Raw genomic sequence first — 21,689 nt, 5'->3', positions numbered from 1 at the left:
TCTCCCCTTAATTGTCCGCGCAGATCTGCGCGGTTCAGTCTTTTAATTTGTCCAATTGCGCCTTGTAGGCCCGCGCAAATTCGCGGCTGAACAAGTCATGAAAATCGTTTTCGGCCTGATCCGAAATCTCGGAAAACAGCCGTTCATAGACGTCCCAATAGCGGGCTTTTTTACCACGCAAGAGACCGCTTAATCCGCCTTTATCTTCGATCTGCGCTTCCAGCGCCTTGGGGTCGAGCCGGGTCAAAACGCCTTTTAGCGCCGCCTCCATGCCGGTCACCATGGCAACTTCATGCGCCTTGATATCCTTCAGCGCCTCTTCGACGGCAGTCTCGGGGCTGAGATAGCCCTTGGTGGCGGGTTTCAGCATGGCCTCGACCGCTTGCTCTGGTGTGATCGAGAACTTTAGCGGGTTGTTGCCCCCAGCCGAGATCATCGTTTGTTCGATGCGGAATTCCGATTTGATCGAGGTCCGCGTCATCAGGATTTCACGCAGGCCCGTCACCAATGTCTGCAAGACCCGCCCCATACGCCCCATGGATTTAGCCGGGTCTTCATCTCCCAAAGCATTCTCTTCAACACCAAGACCCCGCAAAAACGCAGCGACCGCGTTTGAGGGCAGTTCCGATTTGCCCGCCGCCTCTGCCTCAGCTTGTTTTGGGGTCTCTTTGGCCACCGCAGTTTCCACAGGGGGAGCCGCTGGCGCGACAACAGGAGCCTCTAGGGTTGTGGCCACAGTATCCGAGGGTTCGGCAAAGGGGTCTGATGACGTGGCTGCCCCTGTTGGTACAGCCGGGGCAGGTTCTACAATTGCCGCTGCGGGAGCAGGCGTAGGTGTCGGAACAGGGGGCACGGCAGCAGGTGGGGCCGTAATCGGAGGCGCAGCGGGGCTGGGCGTAGCCGGTTCGCCGATCCCTGACAAAAAGTCATCATCCCAGTCATCAGGGATTGTCGCGCTATGTGCAGCCGGGCTTGCAAAACTATCCGCCGCCGACGCGGAATGGCTGGGCAGGCTGGCGCCGACCCCTTCGCGCCCGTCACTGGGCTTTTGAAAAAATGGATCTTCCTCTTCGCCCAGGGGCGGCAACAGATCATCAATCGGATCAACCGGGTTGAGCTGCGATGGTCCGGTGGGGTTCGAAGCGCCAAGAAGATCATCCAAAAAATCTCCGGCAGGACCTGCATCATCCAACAGCGCCATCGGATCCGGCGCATTATTGGCCACCCCATGCGACACCGGTGCATCGGACAACGGATCGGGGATCATCTGGGCGGTTGAGCTGCTGTGAATTTCGACCAGCAGCTCGTAGTTACCCACACAGAGCACATCGCCATTGTTCAACGGCGTCGGCGTACGTCCAAGCGGGATTTTGGAGTAGTTCAGAAAGGTTCCGTTTGCGCTGAGGTCAACTACCACAACATTGCCATTGTGGTCCTCGATGGCGCAATGGTTGCGCGACAACAGCTGATCCGGGTCAGGCAGAACCATATCGTTGCTGTCGCCCCGCCCAATGGTCAGGCTGGGCCCCAGCATTGCGACTGGCGCGGCATTGCCAGGCATCGCACCAGAGTTCTGAAACTTGAGTGTCACCCCCATGGGTCGCTTAGCCTCCCACCAACACGGTGAACTCACCCTTGATGATCAAACCGCCACAGGCGGCGGTATCCGTGATCCGCGCCGCTGGCAGTTTATTGATCAGCACCGTCGCCGAACCTTTGACAATGGGGTGTGGCGGCGCCGCCGTGCACATATCGCTCAGCCGGGCAGCCGGCAGTTTCCCGACCAGAACGGTCACCGCACAGGGCGGCATGATCGGTGTTGGCACCGGCAAGGCCGGTGGTGGTGGAATCGACGGCAGCATGCAGGCATGCAAATCCAACACCCGTGCCTGGGGCATTCCCATATCAGGCCTCCTCTTTCTCGTTACCTGGATCAGGATTGGCCGCTTTGGCCCTGCCCTGTCCATTACCCCCACGCGCAATATCCAAAGCACGCGCGACCAAAATCCGGCCGTGTTCTTCAAACTTATCAGACAATTGGCTCAATGCTACCATATTCATCGCAAAGGCCGCTGCTTCTGACGCCCCAGCGGGGGCCGGATATTGGTTGAGGTCTCCCGGCCCCAGTGTTCCCGGTGCATAAAGCACCGAAAGGGCGCAATTCACCGTATCATCATCAATGTAGGCGTGATCCAGCGTCAACCGGGCCGCGTCCCGGTTTTCCTCTGAAGGATCCCTGACCCAGGCCTCGGAACAGCTCAGCGAGGCGGGATCCTTGTCGGAACGCGGACCGATATAATCCCGGGCTGCCATACAGGCCCACCAAACCCGCTCACGCGGGGGGAGCAAGACCCCCAAAAGCCGCAACAGATCCACCAGGGCCTCTTTGTCGTAAAGCTCTTTCAGGACAACACCAGCCGCCGCCGATGGCGGCGATTGGAGCGGCGTTTTCAACAACACATTGGCATGCGACAGCAGTTTGGCCACGGGGTCAGCGGGAAGCTTGACCAGGTTTTCGAAGTTCTCTGACATATTTCCCACCTAGTTGATCATCGTCAGGCCGCCTTTAAGGGTCAGCATCGCGTCCCCTTTGACGGTTGTCATTGGGGCCTTGGCCTCAACCATGGCACTGCCTTCGACTTTGATCATAGGTCCTTTGATCGTCACACCTGAATTGTCGATCTTCACCGACGAAGGCCCGACCTGTAGCAAGATCTCCAGACCAGCTGTCATTTTAATTTTGCCGGCCGTGGCATCCACCGAGATATTGCCAAGACTGACGGTTTCATCATGATTGCCCTTGGCGATGGTCTCGGTCAAGTTTCCGGTGTCCACATCCAGGGTCATGTTGCCTGTCTGAATGGTTTCCGCCTTGTCGCCAGTTTCAACCACCTCTGTACGGTTGCCGCTTTTGACCACCTCATCCATGTGCTGTTTGACGGTCATGGCATAGCTTTTTTCATCGGTGCCAGGCGCATCCGGTTCCGGCGCGTCCAGACCGATGGTGACGGCTGAGCGGTCTTTGATCAACATCTGATGATCTTTTTCCGCCTGCACCCGCATCAGTTCTTCGCCCTTTTTGTCGTCGAACATCAGCTCATTGTAACCGCCGCCGCCCTTGGAGGAGTTGGTTTTGATGCCCAGCTGTGTCTGATCATCCGGGTAGGTATAGGGTGGCATGGTATCGGCATTATACAACATACCGGTACAGATCGGGCGATCCGGATTGCCATCCTCAAACTGCACCACCACTTCCTGGCCGATGCGCGGCACCGCAACCATGCCCCAGTTTTTCCCCGACCAGGGCGTCACAACCCGCACAAAACAAGAGGATTTCTCATCTGCATCGCCTTCACGGTCCCAGTGGAACTCAATCTTGATGCGGCCGTGTTTATCAGTCAGGATCTCTTCGCCGCTGGGGCCAACCACAGTTGCTGTTTGCAGCCCCGGAACCTGCGGCCATTTGGTGGCGAGAGGGGCGCGAAATTGCTCGTGCTTTTCGATGGCACCAAAAGTGCTGGCATAGGCATCGCCTTTGATTTCTTCTGGGAAGTCCATGTTGCGCGGCTTGATGTCATGGCGCATTTCACCTGCTTCAGCCGCTGCAGTCGTGCGTTTTTCCCGTTCGTTGTAGTCCCCTGCGACCTGTAAATAGTGCACGGCATCCACCACCAGGTATTCACCATTGGCCGGCTTATCCGGGTGGTTTTTCAATTGAAAGGTATAGCCGGTGCCCAAGGTCCGCAGACTGCCAGCCCCGCGCCAGCGCTTGTGCCGGACTGCCTCCGCCTCCATCTGAACTCGGGCGCGTTTGTTCCCCAGACCGGTGTCTTTGCGATAATGGCCCTGGTAATCGTAATGCTCAAAATCCTTGTGGCTATGACTGCCTTTGGGAATGGCATTTTTAACTTTCAGATCCGCAGCCGGTGACAGGAAATCAAAATCATTCAGAGTCACCTTGCCGGTGGTCAGCACTTCTTCATGTGCCCACTCAGAAATATGATCTTCGCGGCGACGGTCCCGATCATCGCGGGCGTGGAACTCGACCTGTGATTTGCCGTTCACTGGTGAATGACCGCTCATCCCGTCACACAGCACCAGTGTTTCTGCCGCGTTTTTATCGCTGCTGCTGTCAAAGTAGAAGTAGATCCCCTCCTCTTCCATCAGGCGACAGATAAAATCATAGTCGGTCTCGCGGTATTGCAGGCAATAGTCGCGCGCCTCGTAGCTTTCGCTCAAACGATCACGAAAGTCGGTGAAACCGTTTTCACTGAAAATCTGCTTGATGACATCCACCGCAGAAAGCTCCTGAAAAACCCGGCTATCTGTCGTACGTGTCAACAGCCAGAACCAGGGGCGCACCTCTGCCACATAGAGCCCATAGCCATCGCGAAACCCCATGTTTTCCACCGAGATACAGAGACCCGAAAACTTCTGATCTGTGCCGCCCTCGGTCTGGACATGCAGGTTCATCGTCTGACCAACGATATCTTCCAGTTTGATTGCTTTGTTTTTGGACTGAAACTCGACTGTGGTCTCAGTCAGCTTGCTCAGGCCTTCGCGCACAATGGCACGTTTCAGCAAAAGATCCCGTACAGAATAACTGCCGGACATCCAGACCATGTCACTGTCATGTGCTTTGCTCTCAACCATGGCTCCTCCTTTCCCCGATCACGATCGGGTTAAAAACTGGGTGAAAATACACCGCTGCCAAATCAAATTTCGTCATTACAAATCCGCCAATAGGGCCGCTAATTCGGCGTCCATCTCGTCATCATTCTCTTCCGTATCCGTATCGTCGCCAAATCCCGCCAACAGCGCGTCTAGATCGTCCAGATCCCCAGCTTCATCTGCAGTATCGCCGCTTGCGGCGTCCCCCAGATCCAGATCGTCAAGGCCCAGATCATCCAGGCCCAAGTCGCTCAAATCCAGATCATCCGCCTGCGAACCGCCGTTGTCTTCCACGCTCTGCGGCGTAGCATCGGCGGGTTTTGCAGCTGCAATGCCTGCTTTCTCGCGCGGATCCGCTGGCGAAGGGGCCGGGGCCGGAACACCGCTCCAAGGACCCAGAACCTCACTCCCGGCAACAGAGGAAAACGACGTCAGACGCAGCTCATCCCGGCCTTTGACGGCGCTGATAGCCATCACCCCACGCTCATTGGCCAGGGCAATTTTGTCCAGATCTATGTTGCGTTCGGTGCAAGGCAGCGCCACCTGATCGCCAAAACGATCATTCACCGTGTGATAGGGCATCCCGCCCAGCGACATGATAGAGCCCAATTGCATCGAGGCGCCATTTTGCTTGAAGGAGCGCGCCAGCAGGATGGTCACCAGCACCACCGGATTGCCCCACAGCATCCCCTTCAACCCCTCAGTCTCTGAGAACTCCTCAAAGTCAAAGGCATCCACCGGGTTGCTTTTGGCGCCATAGGGACGGCGCAGCAAGAACCGGGGGCTGGCCAGGGCCAAATGGCCTGCCTCGGGCATCTGTTGCAGGGTATCCCAGGCATTGGCCACCACAGCTGGGCGATCCTTTTTTTCCGTTTTCAGGAATTCCGGTGACAGGCTGGTAAAGAACGGCGCATCCACATGCGCCGCCACCCGCGCGATCCGTCCCAACAGTTCCGCATGGGGAGGGGTTTCCTCAAACCCGTACATGCCGATCAGGGCTGAATAGCCGCCCCGCCCCAGCTCCGGGTCCATAGGCTCTTCGCTCAACAATCGGGTCAGGCCGCAACTGGCCAGGTCGTCTTGAGATGCCAGATCTGCAGCCAGTTCTTCAGCAGAGACATCATACAGCACCACCTCAAGACTGTCGTCGACCTCCACCGAGCGGGCAATGAGATCCAAAGAGCGCCACTGCGCCTCCAGCGCCTGAAACTCCGGGTGATGCAGCACCAGGCGCATCGCGTCCGACAGGGCAGCATCCACCGCCGCCTGCATCGCGGGCACCTCTGGATTGGGCAAGGCGCGAATATAGGGACCAACCACCCGGGCCAGCAGCTCATCTATCGGTGAGGCCTCCCGCAGGGAATTATCAGCATCGCCAATCAGCTGTTGAAAGGCGCTCAACCGCCGATCTGCTGGCACCGAATTGCTGGCTGAGGTCCGTTTTGGCGCCCGTACGGGCGTGCCATATTGCGCCGCCCAGGCCGCCAGGCTGCGGCTGGCGTGCTCAACCGTGACCCCAGACTGCAGCTGATCGCGCAGGCTCACAAGTTCGGAAAACAGCGCAACATTTTCAAACAGCCCATCTGGATGCAGGTCGTCAAATTCTTTTAGGTTGACCGAAATGCCACCCTCATTCTGACCGATGGGCAGGATCAACGGGCTGGCAAAACCTTCAATCACCTCTTCGACGGTATCAGGGTCCAACAGGATGCCGGGCCGCTGCGCCAGCGCATCGCCGGTTTCCACCTGACCACGGGCTGCCCGGCCCGAAAAATCACCAAACAGGGCAATGCGAAACCGCTTTCGGGTCAACTGCTGCGCGACAGGGCGCTCTGCACTGATGGTTCCATAGGCAAATTCAGGCTCGGCAAAAACCGCCTGTTGCTCAGCTTCGACCTGCTCCCCCCCGAGTTCCGCGCTCTGCGCAATATCCGCAGCGGCTGTATCGCTTTCGAGATCGCCAAGAAGCGCATCCAAATCCATCAGATCATCGCTCAGATCCAGCGCGACGTCCTCCTGGCTCTCCGCCACCGAGCCAGTGTCGGCAGCATCGTCCAAATCGGCCAACAAATCGTCGAGCCCCGCGCTCTCTGCGGTGTCGATGGCTGCGCTGTCGGTCGCCGCTTCTGGATCATCCAGGTCCTCGGCAAAGTCGCTGGTCAGGTCCCCCAGAAGATCATCAAGGTCAAGCTCCTCCTCAGAAGTGCCTCCCTCTGCGTCGGAGGATCCCAGCAGATCATCCAGATCTGTCTCCACCCCGTCTGTTGCCCCCAGCAGTTCCGACAGGCTCGTCTCAGCAGCCTCGCTGCCCTCGGTAGCGTCACCGGGCGCGGGATTGGGGCCCGGCGCGGCCTCCAGGTCGGACAAAATACTGTCCACATCCACCGCTGCGTCCGGGCTGTCTTCTTCCAGGTCCAGATCGGCAAGCAGCCCCTCCAGGCTCGCTTCCTCGGCGCTGTCCCCGCCATCTTCGGCGGGGGCTGTACTGGCCAAATCTGACAGCAGATCATTCAGATCATTTACGGCCTCTGGTGCGCGTGGGGCGTCGGCTTGCTCCAGCCCGGCGAGCACATCATCCAGCTCCGAAGTTTCATCCAAAACGTCCTGTTCTGCAGGTGCCAGCTCTGCCAACATATCCTGCAAATCCACATCACCCTCAGAGCCCTCGGTTTCTTCCCCCAGATCCAGTGCGCCCAGAATATCCGCGAGATCATCGTCCGGTGCATCCTCTGCAGCGGTGACGGGCGTGCTGGTAACAACATCCGCCAGGATGTCGCCCACCTGTGGTACGCTGTCGGGCTCTGCCTCACTGTCCGCCAGAGATCCCAGAACCTCGGTCAGGTCGGCACCTTCGCGTCCTGCCTCATCCGGCGCGACAGCAGAAAGATCATCCAGAAGCGCCGCAAGATCATCCGCTTCTACATCGGTTGCGGGTTCCAGCTCTTGCGCCGCCAGTTCGTCCAAAATTGCACCAGACAGATCCCCATCGTCTGAGCCCTCTTCCGGTAGGGCCGCGTCCTGCAAAGATCCCAACACATCTGCCAGATCGTCCGCGCCTTCCTCAGGCTCGGGCTGCGCGGCCTCGAGATCAGACAGGATATCCGCCAGCGGGTCTGGCGCGGCGGCTTCCGGTATCTCTGTGGCGGCCAGGTCCTGAAGGATCCCGTCATTGGACGGGGTTTCAGGCTGCTGGAGCTCTTCGCCAGCGCGGGCCAGATCCCCCAAGACATCCGTCGTGTCCTCTGGCGGATCTTCGGCAACTGGGTCCAGATTCCGCAGGGCTGCCAGCGCGGTCTCACCTGTGTCGGCCTGCGCGGGCTCGCGAGGGGCCGAGGCCGCTAAAGCCGCAAGTGCGGCGTCAGTCTCAGCGCCTGTCTCCGGCTGGGGCAGATCCTCTGGCGCGTTGACTGCAAGGCTGGCAAGGGCGTCAGACACGCCATCCCCCTGCTCCGTCTCGGATGGAGTCTGTGTTGCCAGGGATGCAAGCACGTCATCGCTGGTGTCAGGCTCGGCTTCAGGCACTTCAAGCGCTCGCAGGCTGCCCAGGGCACTGTCCTGATCCGCGGCAGAAGTCGCCCCGCCTTCGGCCAGCGTCGACATCAAGGCGGGATTTTGCAGGATCTTCTCAATCAGCTCTTCGGCGCCGGTTTTGCCATCCATATAGGCCATCAGTGTTTGCAGCTGATTGCGCGCCTCCAACAAAGGCCGCAGGCTGTCCACTTTGGACGCAATGGCACCAGGGCTGAAGTCCTTCATGCGCTCAAAGGTGAGATCTATCGACAGATTGCCCTCACCGGTCAGAGTATTTGGCACCGTAAAGGCAGCTCGTGGGGCCATGGCTTTCATGCGGTCGTCAAAATTATCCACATCAATTTCAAGGAATTTGCGATCCGCAATGGCAGGCTGTGGGGTGGAACTTTTGCCCAAAAGGTCGCTCATCACACCCATGACAAAGGGCAGCTGCACCTTCTTTTCAGCACCGTAAAGTTCGACATCATATTCGATCTGCACCCGAGGTGCCCGATTACGGCCCACGAATTTTTGCGAACTATCGGCCATTTTCACCTCCCTTAAACGCGCTCAGTTCTTGCCGCAGCGCCTTCAGCTCCGCGTGCAGCTCCAGCACATGTGCATCCACAAGATCCGTTTCCTTGCGCACCAGGTCCCGCAGTTGTTCAAACTCGGCTTCGGCCTCGGCCTCCACCGCTGACTGCATGGTATTGACCAGCAAACCGATAAAAAGGTTCAGCACCGAAAAGGCGGTAATGACGATGAAGGGCACAAAGAAGGACCAGGCCATGGGATAGACTTCCATCACCGGCCGCACGATGCCCATGGACCAGCTTTCCAGGGTCATGATCTGGAACAGCGAATAAAGCGAGCGTCCCAGTGTGCCGAACCACTCGTCAAAGGCCGCGCCATACATCAGCGTCGCCATCACCCCAAAGACGTAAAACACGATCGAGATCATGACGATCACGGCGCCCATGCCCGGCAGCGCATCCAGCAGTGCCTGCACCACCTTTCGCATCTGAGGGATCACCGACAGCAATCGCAATGCACGAATAACCCGCAGCCCCCGCAGCGCCGACAGCCCCTGCCGGTCCGGAAGCAGGCCAACACTGACCACCAGCAGGTCAAAAATGTTCCAGGCGGAAGAAAAGAACTTGATCCGATAGGCAAACAATTTGAGCGCCAATTCGGCGACAAAGACCGTGAGGACCAGTTTGTCCACCGCGCTCAGTAAGCCGCCGACATGTTGGGTAACGGTATCCGACGTGCTCAATCCCAGGGTCACCGCGTTGAAAATGATAATTCCAAGAATGGAATTGGTCACCACCGGGCGCTCAACAAAATCGCGGGCGCGGTCTTGTAGGGTCAGCTGAGTTTGGGCGCTCTCATTCACGGGTTTTCTCCACTGGTCATGGCGATACTGCATCGGTATTTTGCCGGGCATCAAAGCGCCCGGCGGTTGATATTCAGCCGTTAGGCCGCGTCAAAAACGGTGCCATCCAGGGCTTTGCTGGTCAGTTTGTCATAAACATAACCGCCTGCTGCGCCGCCAACCCCCAACGCCAAATCCTTGACCCCGGTTGCGATGGAATTGCCATCTATTGGCGACAACCCGAGGGCTGCAAATTTCAGCGCTTCGCGGAACACCTTGAGTGCCTTTGGATCCTTGATCGTCAGCGCTTTGACCCGCTTCATCAGATCCTTGATATTGTCGGCCCATTTCCGCGCCGCGCCATACATGGCCTGAATCTTGTCAATGGCACTTTGCACCGCAGCATAGTTTTTGGCCAGAGCAGTATCCAGCGCCTTGCTGATCATCACCAGCTGCGCTTTCTTATCCTTCACCGGGTGCTTTTTCAGCTTGTTGCCGACCTCGGTCAAAAACTCCTTCTTCAGTTTATCCTGCTCCTTGAGGATCTTTGCCAGGGTCTTGGAGAGGTCATGCATCTTGACGATCATCTGGGCATATTTCGCTTTCAGCGTATCCGCCGCGTCCTCAACCGTCTTGACCGAAGGTTGCGACACGCCCAGAAATTCCTGGAAAACTGCGGCAGAGGCCTCGTTTGTGGCGTTCAGGGCCGGGTTTGAGGCCGCTTTTTCAACCACCGCCAGGTTCTTGACCAGAATGGCTTTGGACTGGTCTATGTTAATGGCCAGCTTGCCCACATCCTGTGCCAAGCTGACGCCAGACTTGATAAAGCCAATAATCGCAAAGGCTGCCCCCGCACCGCCGGAAAAGGGCGAGGTCGCCATGGCCGCGATACTGACTGCCAGCCCAGCCAGCGTGCCAACAATCGAGACGCCAATTTTGATCTTGAACTTGGACCATTCCTTGCGTTTCTTTTGCAGATCGCTCCAGGCTTTGGCGGCCGCCAGTTCAGCGCCTTTTTCGGCAACTTTGACGTCATTTTTGATGGCGTCGTTCAGGCCCTTCAGCTGTTTCTGCATCTCCTTTTCAGAGGCACCTTTGTTCACCATCTGGACAAAGAGCTTGTCAAAAATCTTACACTTCTTCTCAATTGTCTCTTTGGTCTGATCCAGCACGTCGCTGGCAGCAGCCTGGAATTCCTGCTGCAAAAGAGGGTCTTTGTCGGCCCCCTTCTCCATTTTCTTATCCAGCTCGATCACAACTTTGAACGACAGTTTTGGCGGATCTACCATTTCCAGCCCAGACACTTTTATGTCCAGGTTCTTGATGTCCATCACCACATGTTTGACCATCTCATCTCCTTCCTCTTCCCCGTTTCAAAACCGCACTTAATCGAAGCTGTATGAGAACTCCCCATCTTTGACATCAATGGCGACCGAGGCCACCTCCTCTCCCGCCATGAGGCGGCGCAAAAACTCGTTTGAGATATCCGGCAGCATGGAGTTGGTGACAATTGCATCAATCATCCGGCCACCGCTTTCCAGCTCCTGGCATTGGTCGACGATCTTGTCGACAACAGCATCCGTGTAGGAGAACGGTACGCCATGTGCCTCTTCCACCCGTTTTTTGATCCGGCCCAGCTGCAGCCTGGTGATTTTGCCGATCATATCAGGGCTGAGCGGAAAATAGGGGATTGTCACCAGCCGCCCCAACAGGGCCGCCGGGAAGATCTTTAGCAGGGGATCCCGCAGCGCCTTGGCGATGCCTTCGGGCGCCGGCATCAAATCCGGGTCGGCGCACATGTCCATAATCATGTCAGATCCCGCATTGGAGGTGAGCAGGATCAGGGTGTTTTTGAAATCAATCACCCGGCCCCCGCCATCCTCCATCACGCCCTTGTCAAAGACCTGAAAAAAGATCTCGTGCACATCCGGGTGCGCCTTTTCAACCTCGTCCAGCAGCACCACCGAATAGGGTTTGCGCCGCACCGCCTCGGTCAGCACGCCACCTTCGCCGTAGCCGACATAACCGGGAGGCGCGCCTTTCAGAGAGCTGACCGTATGGGCCTCCTGGTATTCCGACATATTGATGGTGATGACGTTCTGTTCCCCGCCATAGAGCACCTCAGCCAGGGCAAGGGCGGTTTCGGTTTTACCAACACCCGAGGTGCCTGCCAGCATAAAGACACCGATGGGTTTGTTGGGATTATCCAACCCGGCACGGCTGGTCTGGATGCGTTTGGCGATCATCTTCATCGCGTGGTCCTGGCCGATGACACGTTTGGCCAGATGTTCTTCGAGATGCAGAATTGTGTCGATTTCATCCTTGACCATGCGGCCCACCGGAATACCGGTCCAATCGCCCACAACGCTGGCGATGGCCTGGTGGTCGACAATCGGCAGGATCAAGGCGCTATCTCCCTGCAGCGCGTTCAGCTCAGCGTTTTTGTCCTTGAGCTGCTGCATCAGCGCCGCACGCTCATCATCCGTCAGCGGGCTGTTCACTGCGCCCTCGGCCAGCTCTTCCCCAGCATCCACCGCAGCATCTACGGGCGCGGCTCCCTCCCGGAGTTTGGCGCGCAGGTCGAGGATCTCCTGGACCACTGCTTTTTCCTTGTCCCAACGGATGGTGAGCCCGGCCAGCCGCTCCTCCTCGCTGGCTTTTGCCACCGTCACCGCCTCGCGCCGGTCGGCAACATCATAGCCGGCGGTTTCATCGCGACCGATAATTTCAAGCTCGGTGGTCAGGGCCTCGATGCGGCGCTGACTGTCGTCCACCTCTGCCGGCACCGCGTGCTGGCTGACTGCTACGCGGGCGCAGGCGGTGTCCAGCAGGCTCACGGATTTATCTGGCAATTGCCGCGCTGGAATGTAGCGCGCCGACAGGCTGACAGCCGCCTCGATCCCTTCGTCCAGAACCTGTACCCGGTGGTGTTTCTCCAACATCGAGGCAATGCCCCGCATCATCAGGATCGCCTTGGGCACCGAGGGCTCGTCGATCTTGACCACCTGGAAGCGCCGGGTGAGCGCCGGATCTTTTTCGATGTATTTCTTGTATTCCGCCCAGGTGGTGGCGCCGATGGTACGCAGGGTGCCCCGCGCCAGCGCCGGTTTGAGCAGGTTGGCCGCATCGCCGGTGCCAGCCGCGCCGCCAGCACCAACAAGTGTGTGGGTTTCATCGACAAACATCACGATAGGTTCGGCACTGGCCTGGACCTCATCAATCACCTGACGCAGGCGGTTTTCAAACTCCCCCTTCATCGAGGCGCCAGCCTGCAGCAGGCCGATGTCCAGCACCAAGAGCCGCACATTACGCAGGGCGGGCGGCACATCCCCGCGGGCAATGCGCAGGGCAAAGCCTTCGACCACCGCGGTTTTGCCAACCCCGGCTTCACCGGTCAGAATCGGATTGTTCTGGCGGCGGCGCATCAGGATATCGACAATCTGGCGGATCTCTTCGTCGCGCCCGACGATGGGATCAATCTCACCATTGCGGGCCTGTTCGGTCAGATCGGTGCAAAACTGTTCCAACGCCTCGCCCTTGCCCATGGCACCAGGAGCCATGGCGCCAGAGGACTCTCCCGGTTCGGCACCGCCACCGGTCACAGAACTGCCATCCTGCGCCGACATCGTGGCCTCAGGCGAGCCATCCGTGGCTTCGGCAAAATTATCCGCCAGATCATCCGCGCCAATGCGGGCCAGTTCCGGCGACATGGAGGCGAGGAGATTGCGCAGGGCTGGTGTCTTCAACATGCCCAAAAGCAGATAACCGCTGCGCACCTGGCTTGCCGAATACAGCAAAGAGCCCCAGACCCAGCCGCGTTCCATCGCGTCCATCAAATGGTCGCTCAGGTCAGATATCGCTGAAGCCCCGCGTGGCAACATGTCCAGCGCCCGGGTCATTTCGGTGGCGATTTTGCCGGAATCGAGATCATAATGTTCAATGATACGATGTAGATCGCTGTCTTGCTGCGCCAGAAGCTGATGCATCCAATGCACCAGTTCCACATAGGGGTTGCCCCGCATCTTGCAGAACACAGTTGCCCCTTCTACAGCTTGATAGCCCAATTTGTTGAGCTTCCCGAATAGCGCCACTCGGCTGATCTCGGTCATGGTATTTCACTCCCTATAGGCACTCTTAAATCCCCGAGCTGACGCCGGGATATAAAAACAAATCATCGACATCCGGCTGGTCTGCGTCCGGGTCCGGTCGGCTGCGGATCCAACTGGTATGGCCAAGCCGGGTCTCGCCGCCGAGGCTCGACCGGGGCACCGCATCGCCGGACAGAACCAGGTTCACATCCCAATCCAGAAAATCACCAACATAGCTGCGCACAATCGCGCGCAGACGGTCCAGCGCCGCGCCTCCCGGCAGCAGCCTCTCATAGTCTTCCAACCCTAGCGGGCCGATGCGCAGGCGGAACTTGGCAGAGCGGCTCCAGACCTTTTCGCCCAGGCTGGTGCTTTGGCCCAAGCCCCCCTGCCCCCGGCCCATCTGCCAGCGATCATCGGGTTCCAGCTGCAGCCAACTGCCGACGAACTCTTCCAGATGTACCGGTACACAAAAGAAATCTGACAGCATCGCCACCAACCCCGCGGGGGTCTTGGTCCCCTGCCCCAGGATACCAGTGAAATGCAGCTTGGCCAGATCCGGCATCTCATCGCGGTGCTGCAGCCCCTTGCCATGATAGCCAGCCAATGCCGCGACGCGATCCGCCAAAGGGTCTTCATCGCGATCAAAACTCACCGCCGGCGCGCCCTCAGCCCAGGCCCGATAGAGCAGCGACATCATCCGGTGCGTCAGCATATCGGCAAAGGCAACCATGGTTGGGTCGCGATGGTTGCGTTTGCGGTCGCGCGCATATTCGGTCAGATGCAACGGCAAAGGGCCCTGGGGTCCAAAAAGACCAAAGAACCGATTGGTCAACCGCGCCGGCCCCTCTTTGGTCGCCGCAGAGAAATTCGCAATCGTCGATGGGGGAAAGGCCAGCTCGGCCTCTTGCCCCAAACGCAATGCATCCTGCCGAGGGCGGCGGCTCTCCCCCAGACGGGGGTGATCTCGAAAATGTGCCTCCAATACCCTGAGAGCCTGAAAAACATGGTGTTCCTCAGGGGCTTCGACCAACCGGTCAAAGAGGCTCAGATCATTCGGCCCAGGCCCTTTTGCGGTCGCCATCTGGCGATTTCCCCTCGTTTTTCGGTCGTCAGAACCGTTTCGGTAAATGTATTGATGCTGGCGTAGCCATGGAAAAACCGCTCCAACACGGCCCCCAGCGCATAGATATTGCTGCCCTCAAAAAAGCTCTCGTCAAAGCCGATGGAAATTTCCATGCCGCGCACCGCCGTCGACAGGATTTCGTCGCTCATCCGTCGCACGATGGGGCGGCTGGACACAGAGACGATGCCCTCCAGCTGCTTCTCCGTCACCCGATTGCCCAGCGGCGCATAAAGCCCCACCAGCTCCCGCAGGGCCTCTGCCGCATTGCCCCGACCGCTGTCGGCAATGGAGACATAGTTCAGGCACAGATGAGAAATCAGCCGCCAGGCGGTATCGCCCTGCCCCAAAGACGGATGTGGCCGTGTAGGCGAAATCGGTAGGTTGATCTGTTTCACCGGGCCGCCTTCGGGCAGATGAAAGACGTTCTCGTTGCCCGTTGCCAGCAACAGCGGCAGATCCCGATTGGTGCACAGCGCCTGAACTGCCAATTGCTCCAGATCGGCGCCATAGGGCGCTTGCGAGCGATCAACCAGCGTCAGGTAGACTTCGGACCCCAGATAGGAGGAGCGCACCCCGCGCAGACGTTCTTTTTCCGATCGTTCCCGCATGCGGCGCTTTAAGGTGTAATAGGCCGGGTGGGTTTCCCCTGCTGCAGTGAAATCATTTGCTGAATAAAAGGGCCGGAACTCCACATCATCGGCGCCCTCGCCACTGATGCCCGTCACCTTTTTCAACGCATAAATTTCAAAATCCAGACCCGCAGTCCGGTTAGGAACAACCTGGTGTTCGGTATCGCGCACCGTCAGACGGACCCGGTCACAGCGTTTTTCAAACAGGTTCACCGCAGGAATACAATTGAGCTGAAAAACCTCGGGCAACACCACCTGAGACGCCTCGCGCAGGCCTTCGCGCAGCGGGATATACAGGTCCACCTCGTCGCCCTCGGCCTTTTCCAGCGCCGGGCGCAGCCCCTGCAGTTCGACAAAGCGGAACCGCTCGGGCATTGCAAAGAATTCCTGCAACAGCCGGTAGCCATCAAACACCCGCGCCGGCACCGGCAAAAGCGCCTCCTCGCGTGAAAATCCCTTTTGTACAACACGGCCCTCAGGCAGCGGCAAATGCCAATCGGCCCGGCGGTCAGTCGAGCGGGCAACAATACCCTGCACCTGGGTGCACAGCAGTTCTAGCAGCGGCCAGCTGTTGCCTGCGGCGCTGCCCAAGTAGATCTGCAACCGGTCCATGTCGAGATCACGCAGCGGTTCCCCATCAGAACGCTTTAGTCGCAGGCGGATACCGGCGCGCGCCTCAAATCCGGTGGCAACACCTGCCGCGACTAGATCACCGCGCCCGTCAATATACTGCGCCTCGGAAATCTCCACCGGCCAAAGTGTCAGATCGGCTGCGGTGCGAAACTCGCAAGGGGTCTGCGCGCCCTCATCCAGACGCGAGCGCAGCACCGAACCGCGCGGCATCAAATAACCACTTTTGACGGCAGAGTTGGTCGGGTCCGGTTCAAAATGCGCAATCATCATCGATGGCGTCGGAGCCAGATAATGCGGATAGATGATCTCCAGCAGGTTGGAGGTGAAATTCGGATACTGCAGTTCCAGCTCCAGCTGAACACGAGCTGACAAAAAGGCGACGCCTTCAAGCAGCCGTTCCACATAGGGGTCAAGAACCTCGACCCCCTCCATCCCCAGACGCGACGCGATCTTGGGGTAGGCAGCGGCAAATTCAGCCCCCATGTCGCGCAGGTAGTTCAGCTCGTTTTCATAGTGGCCTAAAAGGCGGGTATCCATGGCTAGAGCCCCCTTTCCATCGTCACCTCACCCGTGGTCACATCGACCTTGCTGCGCAGATACAGCTCCAACGGCAGGGGCTGGGCCCACATGTCGGCGCGAATATCCAGCCCGATGGTCATGCCCGCCACATCAACATCGCCGATCAATTGCACATCCACCGTGCCTTCGATGATACGGGGTTCAAAATTGGTCACCGCCTGTTCAATTGCGCGGCGGATCTTTTCGGCTTTCTCAGTCGTACTGAATTCGCCAGTGACTTCGCTCAACCCAAAATTCACCACCGAAGCCGAGGCCAAGGGGTAGCGATCTACATCAATCTGATTGCCCGCGTTCTGGGTATTGAGCAACCACGACAGATCCCGCTGGATGATCTCCCGCAGCCTGTTGAGGTCGATGACCCGGCTGTCACGCGTTTCTTTGCGGTTGGTAGGGTCATTGTCTGTCAGCCGGTCCAAAAGCGAGGGTTGCAGCCGTTCGGCAAGCATCTTGTCAGCCATCAGGGCCGTCCTGCGCGCCAATCTTGAGCTGCCGAATATCCATCAGCGCAAAGTCTTGCTCACCGATGGTCAAAAGCCGTTGGCCAAGACCGATGTAGGCGCCGCCGCCCAGGTCTTGCCAATTGGTCAGCCGGGCCAGTTTGACCCCGGATTCTGCTGTTTCGCTGCCCGGATAGCGCGTCGGGATCAGCACCGCCAGCGCGCCCTCATTGGCCAGGGTTAATGTACCGGCCATCCAAACTGTATCGCGCAGATCAGAGGGTTCATCAATTTCAAGACTTTGGATCTGCGCAAAGGGGATCCAGAAATAGCGCCCGTTGAGGATCACCTCAAGCACTGGACCAAGACGCATATCCGCATCGGCAATCCAGTCAAACGCGGTCCCGTTCACAGTCCCGGCGGTTGTGGGTGCCGCCTCATAGGCCGCCTCTCGCAGGGCCGTTGCCTGCTCCACATTGCCCTGTGCCAGCTGTTTTTGTGCCTCGATCAACTGCGCCAGCCAGGCCTCTGGCTCACCCAGGATCAGCGGGTCTTTTTCACCCTTAAAAACCTTTTCGCGGTAGACCTCGCACAGGATTGCCTCGCGGTAGGCCTGCGCCATGACGGTGGCATTTGCGTCCAGCTCAGCGCTGAGCCGCAACTGAGCAACCGCCCGCTTCCAATCCCCCAGGATGCAGAGCAGTTGAAACAGGAAAATCCGCAGTTTTGCATTAGACGGATCCGCGCGCACCTGCTCTTGCAGCGCCGCGAGAGCCAGGTCCGGATCACCAGCACGCAAATGCTCTTCAGGGGTCATGGTCAAAACTCCGCCATGTCAAACATGTGATAGGTAAAAACAATAGAAACCCCGGGCGTGACCACACGCCCGGGGTGGTGCAAATCAATATTCGAATTTGCCGCTTTGGACGTTCCATTGGAAAACAATCGGGTTTTCCAACTTACCGGTCTTTTGGTTCGTCGATTTGTAGGTGTGTTCGATGGCGGCATAGGCCAGCGACCAGGTCTCTTCTGGAATGCCGTCTTCGCTTGCCGAGATCGAGTAGCTATCGATCACCACATCCTTCATTTTCCAAACGGAATAATCCAGCAGACCTTCGGCCTGGGCGTCACCTGAGCGACACCAATGCATGATGATTTCAGGACGTACCGTCCCGTTTGCAACAGACTTGGCCAACTCATTCGAGGCCTTGCCCATTTGCGATGTCAGCTCGACCTTACCAAAGTTCGAGTTGGCATGCATCCGCTGAGACGACCCAAGATCAGTCATCTCAACAGCGCGTTCAACATTCCAGTTCGCCGATTGAATGACGATCCATTTCTTGTGCTTGTCTTCTGTGGCATCCCCTTCGATATCGGAGATTTCCACGAACATGCTAGCAGCCATTTTGCTATCCTTTCAAAACTTAACTCATTGACAAATTTTGAGGCATGAGTGGTTCTTAGCCTCCTTTTTCCGAGGGCAATTTCGACACCAGACGCAGAGACACCGATAGGCCCTCTAGCTGATAGTGCGGGCGCAGGAAGAATTTTGAGCTGTAATAACCCGGGTTGCCCTCGACCTCTTCAACCACCACTTCTGCAGCGGCGAGAGGTTTGCGCGCCTTTTCATTCTCCGAAGAGATATCGGCATTAAAATCAACGTAATTGTTGATCCAGTTTTGCAGCCAGGATTCCATGTCCTGACGGCTTTTGAACGACCCGACCTTATCGCGCACCATACATTTCAGGTAGTGGGCAAACCGGCAGGTGGCAAAAAGATAGGGCAAACGCGCGCCGAGATTAGCGTTGGCCGTTGCGTCCGGGTCGTCGTATTCGGTGGGCTTGTGCAGCGATTGCGCGCCCATGAATGTCGCCACATCGGTGTTCTTACGATGCAACAGCGGCATCATGCCATTTTTGGCAAGCTCTGCCTCGCGGCGATCGTCAATGGCAATCTCCGTGGGGCATTTCTGATCCACTCCGCCATCGGTGGTGGGGAAGGTATGCGAAGGCAGCTCTTCCAGCGTGCCGCCACTTTCGACCCCGCGAATACGGGAACACCAGCCGTAGGATTTGAACGAGCGGGTAATATTCGTGGCCATGCCATAGGCGGCATTGACCCAGGAATACTTGTCGCTCTCTGCACCTGTGGTGTCTTCCTCAAAGGCAAATTCATCCACCGGATCTGTCTTGGATCCATAGGGCATCCGCCCCAGGAACCGCGGCATTGCCAGACCAACGTATTTGGAATCTTCGCTCTCCCGCAGGGATCGCCAAGCGGCATACTCCGGGGTTTGGAAGATCTTGGTCAAATCGCGCGGGTTCGACAGTTCCGCCCAGCTGTCCATCTGAAACAGCGAGGGTTCTGCCCCGGTGATCAGGGGCGCATGGGCTGCGGCGGCAATCTTTGACATTTCGCCCAACAGTTCGATATCCGGCGGCGAGTGGTCAAAATGGAAATCCGCCACCAGCGAGCCATAGGGCTCGCCGCCCAACTGGCTGAACTCTTCGGTATAGAGCTTTTTGAAGATCGGCGACTGATCCATCGCCGTGCCTTTGAATTTGGCCAGGCTCTTGCCCAGTTCCTTTTTGGTGATCGGAATCACCCGGATCTTCAGCATCTCATCGGTTTCGGTGTTGTTCACCAGATAGTGCAACCCGCGCCAGGCGCTCTCGAGCTGCTGGAACTCTTTATTGTGCAGGATCAGGTTGACCTGTTCGGTCAGCTTTTTGTCGATCTCCGCCACGATGCTTTCGATCGAACGCAGCGCGTCATCTGAGATCAGGCCAGTATTGGCCAGCGCCTGTTCCGCCAGGGTTTTGACCGCGCTTTCAACAGCGGTTTTGGCCTGGTCCGACTTAGGGCGGAATTCCTTGTGCAACAGGTTTGCAAATTCGCTGGAGCCAAAAGCTGATTCTGCCGGGGCCGCTTCGGTTTGGAGTGCTTCGTCTGCCATTTTATCCCTCCTTATTCCGTCTCACCACCAGCGTCACCGCCGGGTTTGGGCTGGGCAGCCAGGGTTTTCAGCAGGCTCGGATCCTGCATGATCTTGGTGATAAGATCCTCGGCTCCGGTCTTACCATCCATATAGGTCATCAGGTTGCTGAGCTGGGTGCGTGCATCCAGAAGCTCTTTCAGCGGTGCGACCTTGGCGGCGATTGCTGCCGGTTTGAAATCGTCCATGCTTTCAAAGGTGATATCCACCGCCATATTGCCCTCGCCGGTCAGCGTGTTGGGCACGGTAAAGGCCGCGCGCGGCGCCATGGATTTCATCCGCTTGTCAAAGTTGTCGACATCAATTTCGAGAAACTTGCGGTCGGCAACAGAAGGTTGCTCGACCTCGGATTTCCCGGTGAGATCCGCCAGAACACCCATGACAAAGGGCAGCTGTACTTTCTTTTCAGCCCCATAGAGTTCCACATCATATTCGATCTGGACCCGTGGCGCCCGATTGCGGCCAACAAATTTTTGTGAACTTCCAGCCATCTAGCTCTCCTTCAACTCGTAATCTAACGTCCCAAGAAGCCCCGCTCCCGGATCAAGCCGGGTCGCCGAAACCTCTTGTTTCCCCTTTAGTCGTCGTCCTCTAGGCCACCGATCAGCTGCACATTCTCCAGCCCACGCGGCGCCATATCATTCACAATCGTGAGGAAGTCCGCCCCCACCAATCGCTTGGCCCGTTCCAACAAAAGCGGCAGCGGGCTAGAGGGTTCTTCCCGCTGGTAATAGGCAATGATCCGGTCCAGCGTATTGGCAACATCGGTTGGCGAATTGATCGCGCCGGGCGCTGCTACAACACGTGCCCCCCCTGCGGCCGCAGGGGCCGCCTCTGCCGCGCCAGCCTCTTCGCCTGCGTCGTTGTCCTCATCCTCAGCAGGTTCGGCCAAGTTACCATAGTCACGCAGCCGCTTTGCCATCTGGCGCAATTGTTTTATCAGCGGATCCAGCTCCGGCCCCTGTCCTGGCGTCTGTTCAGAGAACACATCCGAGATCGCCTTGATATTCGCCTCTGCCAGCTCAACCGCCGCCAAACGCGCTGCGATAAAGTCATCATCGCTGTCCTGAAACGCGGCGCCGATGCTGGCCTGATCCGGAATGGTCTCCATATCCTCAGGCGCACTCATCTGCCCTTCGGCGATTTCAATGTCGCGCAGCGAGAACCGGCCAAAATTGCGGCTGTCGCTCAGGTAGACGCGCCGCAAGGCACTATAGACTGGCGAAGGTCCCGCCATCTCCCCCGGCTTACCGCACAAATCCTGCACTGCGTTCATCCGCATGATCGCATCACCATCGTCCTCGTCCAGCTCAGGGTGGCATGTGTCCCAGAACTGCTCAAGACAGCCGCGCATGTAGCTGGTGACATCCGCAAACCCCACAAGCTCACCACGCGCCAGCAGAGCCTCCGCAAGAAAAACCGCCGCGCGCAACTCATGGCTGCGCTCAAGCACCTCAAGCGCTTTTTCTTCTACGGTGGCAAAGTCCGCAGGCGTCCCTGCGCCGCTGTCGTCGGTGAGGGGCTGCGCAGCACGTTCCATTTCGGCAAAGGCCGGGTCATAGACGAGGTTATCCCCACTTGGAGACTCTTCCCCAATGGACTGTAGAAAAACAGCCAGATCCATACGGCTGACCCCCCAATAATC

At 58.0% G+C, this 21,689-nt stretch carries 16 protein-coding genes and 1 pseudogene; all 17 read right to left on the bottom strand.

The window, feature by feature from the left end:
- Nucleotides 1-34: 34 nt before the first annotated feature.
- Nucleotides 35-1,597, bottom strand: coding sequence for a type VI secretion system-associated FHA domain protein TagH (tagH, locus tag QZ268_RS04960; protein ID WP_295448938.1), 1,563 nt, complete (start codon nucleotides 1,595-1,597; stop codon nucleotides 35-37).
- A 7-nt stretch (nucleotides 1,598-1,604) separates the two neighbouring features.
- Nucleotides 1,605-1,904, bottom strand: coding sequence for a PAAR domain-containing protein (locus QZ268_RS04955; RefSeq protein ID WP_295448935.1), 300 nt, complete (start codon nucleotides 1,902-1,904; stop codon nucleotides 1,605-1,607).
- A gap of 1 nt (nucleotide 1,905) precedes the next feature.
- A complete protein-coding gene (locus tag QZ268_RS04950) occupies nucleotides 1,906-2,532 on the bottom strand; it encodes a hypothetical protein (RefSeq protein ID WP_295448932.1) in 627 nt (208 codons plus the stop codon).
- A 9-nt stretch (nucleotides 2,533-2,541) separates the two neighbouring features.
- Entirely contained in the window at nucleotides 2,542-4,653 is a 2,112-nt protein-coding gene (gene tssI, locus QZ268_RS04945; RefSeq protein ID WP_295448929.1) for a type VI secretion system tip protein TssI/VgrG, read from the bottom strand.
- 75 nt (nucleotides 4,654-4,728) lie between these two features.
- Entirely contained in the window at nucleotides 4,729-8,271 is a 3,543-nt protein-coding gene (locus QZ268_RS20160) for a type VI secretion system contractile sheath large subunit (RefSeq protein ID WP_365321437.1), read from the bottom strand.
- Nucleotides 8,257-8,730: pseudogene (gene tssB, locus QZ268_RS04935) on the bottom strand (type VI secretion system contractile sheath small subunit); the annotation flags it as partial. The gene QZ268_RS20160 and the pseudogene tssB (QZ268_RS04935), both read right to left, overlap by 15 nt.
- Nucleotides 8,720-9,577 (bottom strand): ion transporter, encoded by an 858-nt coding sequence (locus tag QZ268_RS04930; protein ID WP_295448926.1) that lies wholly within the window; start codon nucleotides 9,575-9,577, stop codon nucleotides 8,720-8,722. The gene QZ268_RS04930 and the pseudogene tssB (QZ268_RS04935), both read right to left, overlap by 11 nt.
- 80 nt (nucleotides 9,578-9,657) lie before the next feature.
- A complete protein-coding gene (locus tag QZ268_RS04925; RefSeq protein ID WP_295448921.1) occupies nucleotides 9,658-10,905 on the bottom strand; it encodes a hypothetical protein in 1,248 nt (415 codons plus the stop codon).
- A gap of 36 nt (nucleotides 10,906-10,941) precedes the next feature.
- On the bottom strand, nucleotides 10,942-13,665 hold the full coding sequence (gene tssH / locus QZ268_RS04920) for a type VI secretion system ATPase TssH (RefSeq protein ID WP_295448918.1): 2,724 nt from the start codon (nucleotides 13,663-13,665) through the stop codon (nucleotides 10,942-10,944).
- 25 nt (nucleotides 13,666-13,690) lie between these two features.
- Nucleotides 13,691-14,728, bottom strand: a complete 1,038-nt coding sequence (gene tssG, locus QZ268_RS04915) for a type VI secretion system baseplate subunit TssG (protein ID WP_295448915.1) — start codon at nucleotides 14,726-14,728, stop codon at nucleotides 13,691-13,693.
- A complete protein-coding gene (tssF, locus tag QZ268_RS04910; protein ID WP_295448912.1) occupies nucleotides 14,692-16,569 on the bottom strand; it encodes a type VI secretion system baseplate subunit TssF in 1,878 nt (625 codons plus the stop codon). Before tssF ends, tssG begins: the two co-directional genes overlap by 37 nt.
- A gap of 2 nt (nucleotides 16,570-16,571) precedes the next feature.
- Complete coding sequence (gene tssE, locus QZ268_RS04905) at nucleotides 16,572-17,069, bottom strand: type VI secretion system baseplate subunit TssE (RefSeq protein ID WP_295448909.1); 498 nt, start codon at nucleotides 17,067-17,069, stop codon at nucleotides 16,572-16,574.
- Nucleotides 17,062-17,865: a type VI secretion system accessory protein TagJ gene (locus QZ268_RS04900; protein ID WP_295448906.1), complete on the bottom strand. Its 804-nt coding sequence runs from the start codon at nucleotides 17,863-17,865 to the stop codon at nucleotides 17,062-17,064. The genes tssE and QZ268_RS04900 overlap by 8 nt, the downstream gene beginning before the upstream one ends.
- Nucleotides 17,866-17,949: 84 nt before the next feature.
- The gene (locus QZ268_RS04895; RefSeq protein ID WP_281954509.1) at nucleotides 17,950-18,453 is read right to left on the bottom strand and encodes a type VI secretion system tube protein Hcp; all 504 of its coding nucleotides are present in this window, start codon (nucleotides 18,451-18,453) and stop codon (nucleotides 17,950-17,952) included.
- Nucleotides 18,454-18,508: 55 nt separating this feature from the next.
- The gene (gene tssC, locus QZ268_RS04890; RefSeq protein WP_295448901.1) at nucleotides 18,509-20,005 is read right to left on the bottom strand and encodes a type VI secretion system contractile sheath large subunit; all 1,497 of its coding nucleotides are present in this window, start codon (nucleotides 20,003-20,005) and stop codon (nucleotides 18,509-18,511) included.
- 11 nt (nucleotides 20,006-20,016) lie between these two features.
- Nucleotides 20,017-20,535, bottom strand: coding sequence for a type VI secretion system contractile sheath small subunit (tssB, locus tag QZ268_RS04885; RefSeq protein WP_054462145.1), 519 nt, complete (start codon nucleotides 20,533-20,535; stop codon nucleotides 20,017-20,019).
- An 86-nt stretch (nucleotides 20,536-20,621) separates the two neighbouring features.
- Nucleotides 20,622-21,668: a type VI secretion system protein TssA gene (gene tssA / locus QZ268_RS04880; protein ID WP_295448894.1), complete on the bottom strand. Its 1,047-nt coding sequence runs from the start codon at nucleotides 21,666-21,668 to the stop codon at nucleotides 20,622-20,624.
- Nucleotides 21,669-21,689 lie beyond the last annotated feature (21 nt).

This window comes from uncultured Pseudophaeobacter sp. (assembly GCA_905479575.1).
Classification (GTDB): Bacteria; Pseudomonadota; Alphaproteobacteria; order Rhodobacterales; family Rhodobacteraceae; genus Pseudophaeobacter.
Note: the sequence above shows the minus strand (reverse complement) of the source record. Positions and strands in the feature narration are given on the sequence as shown.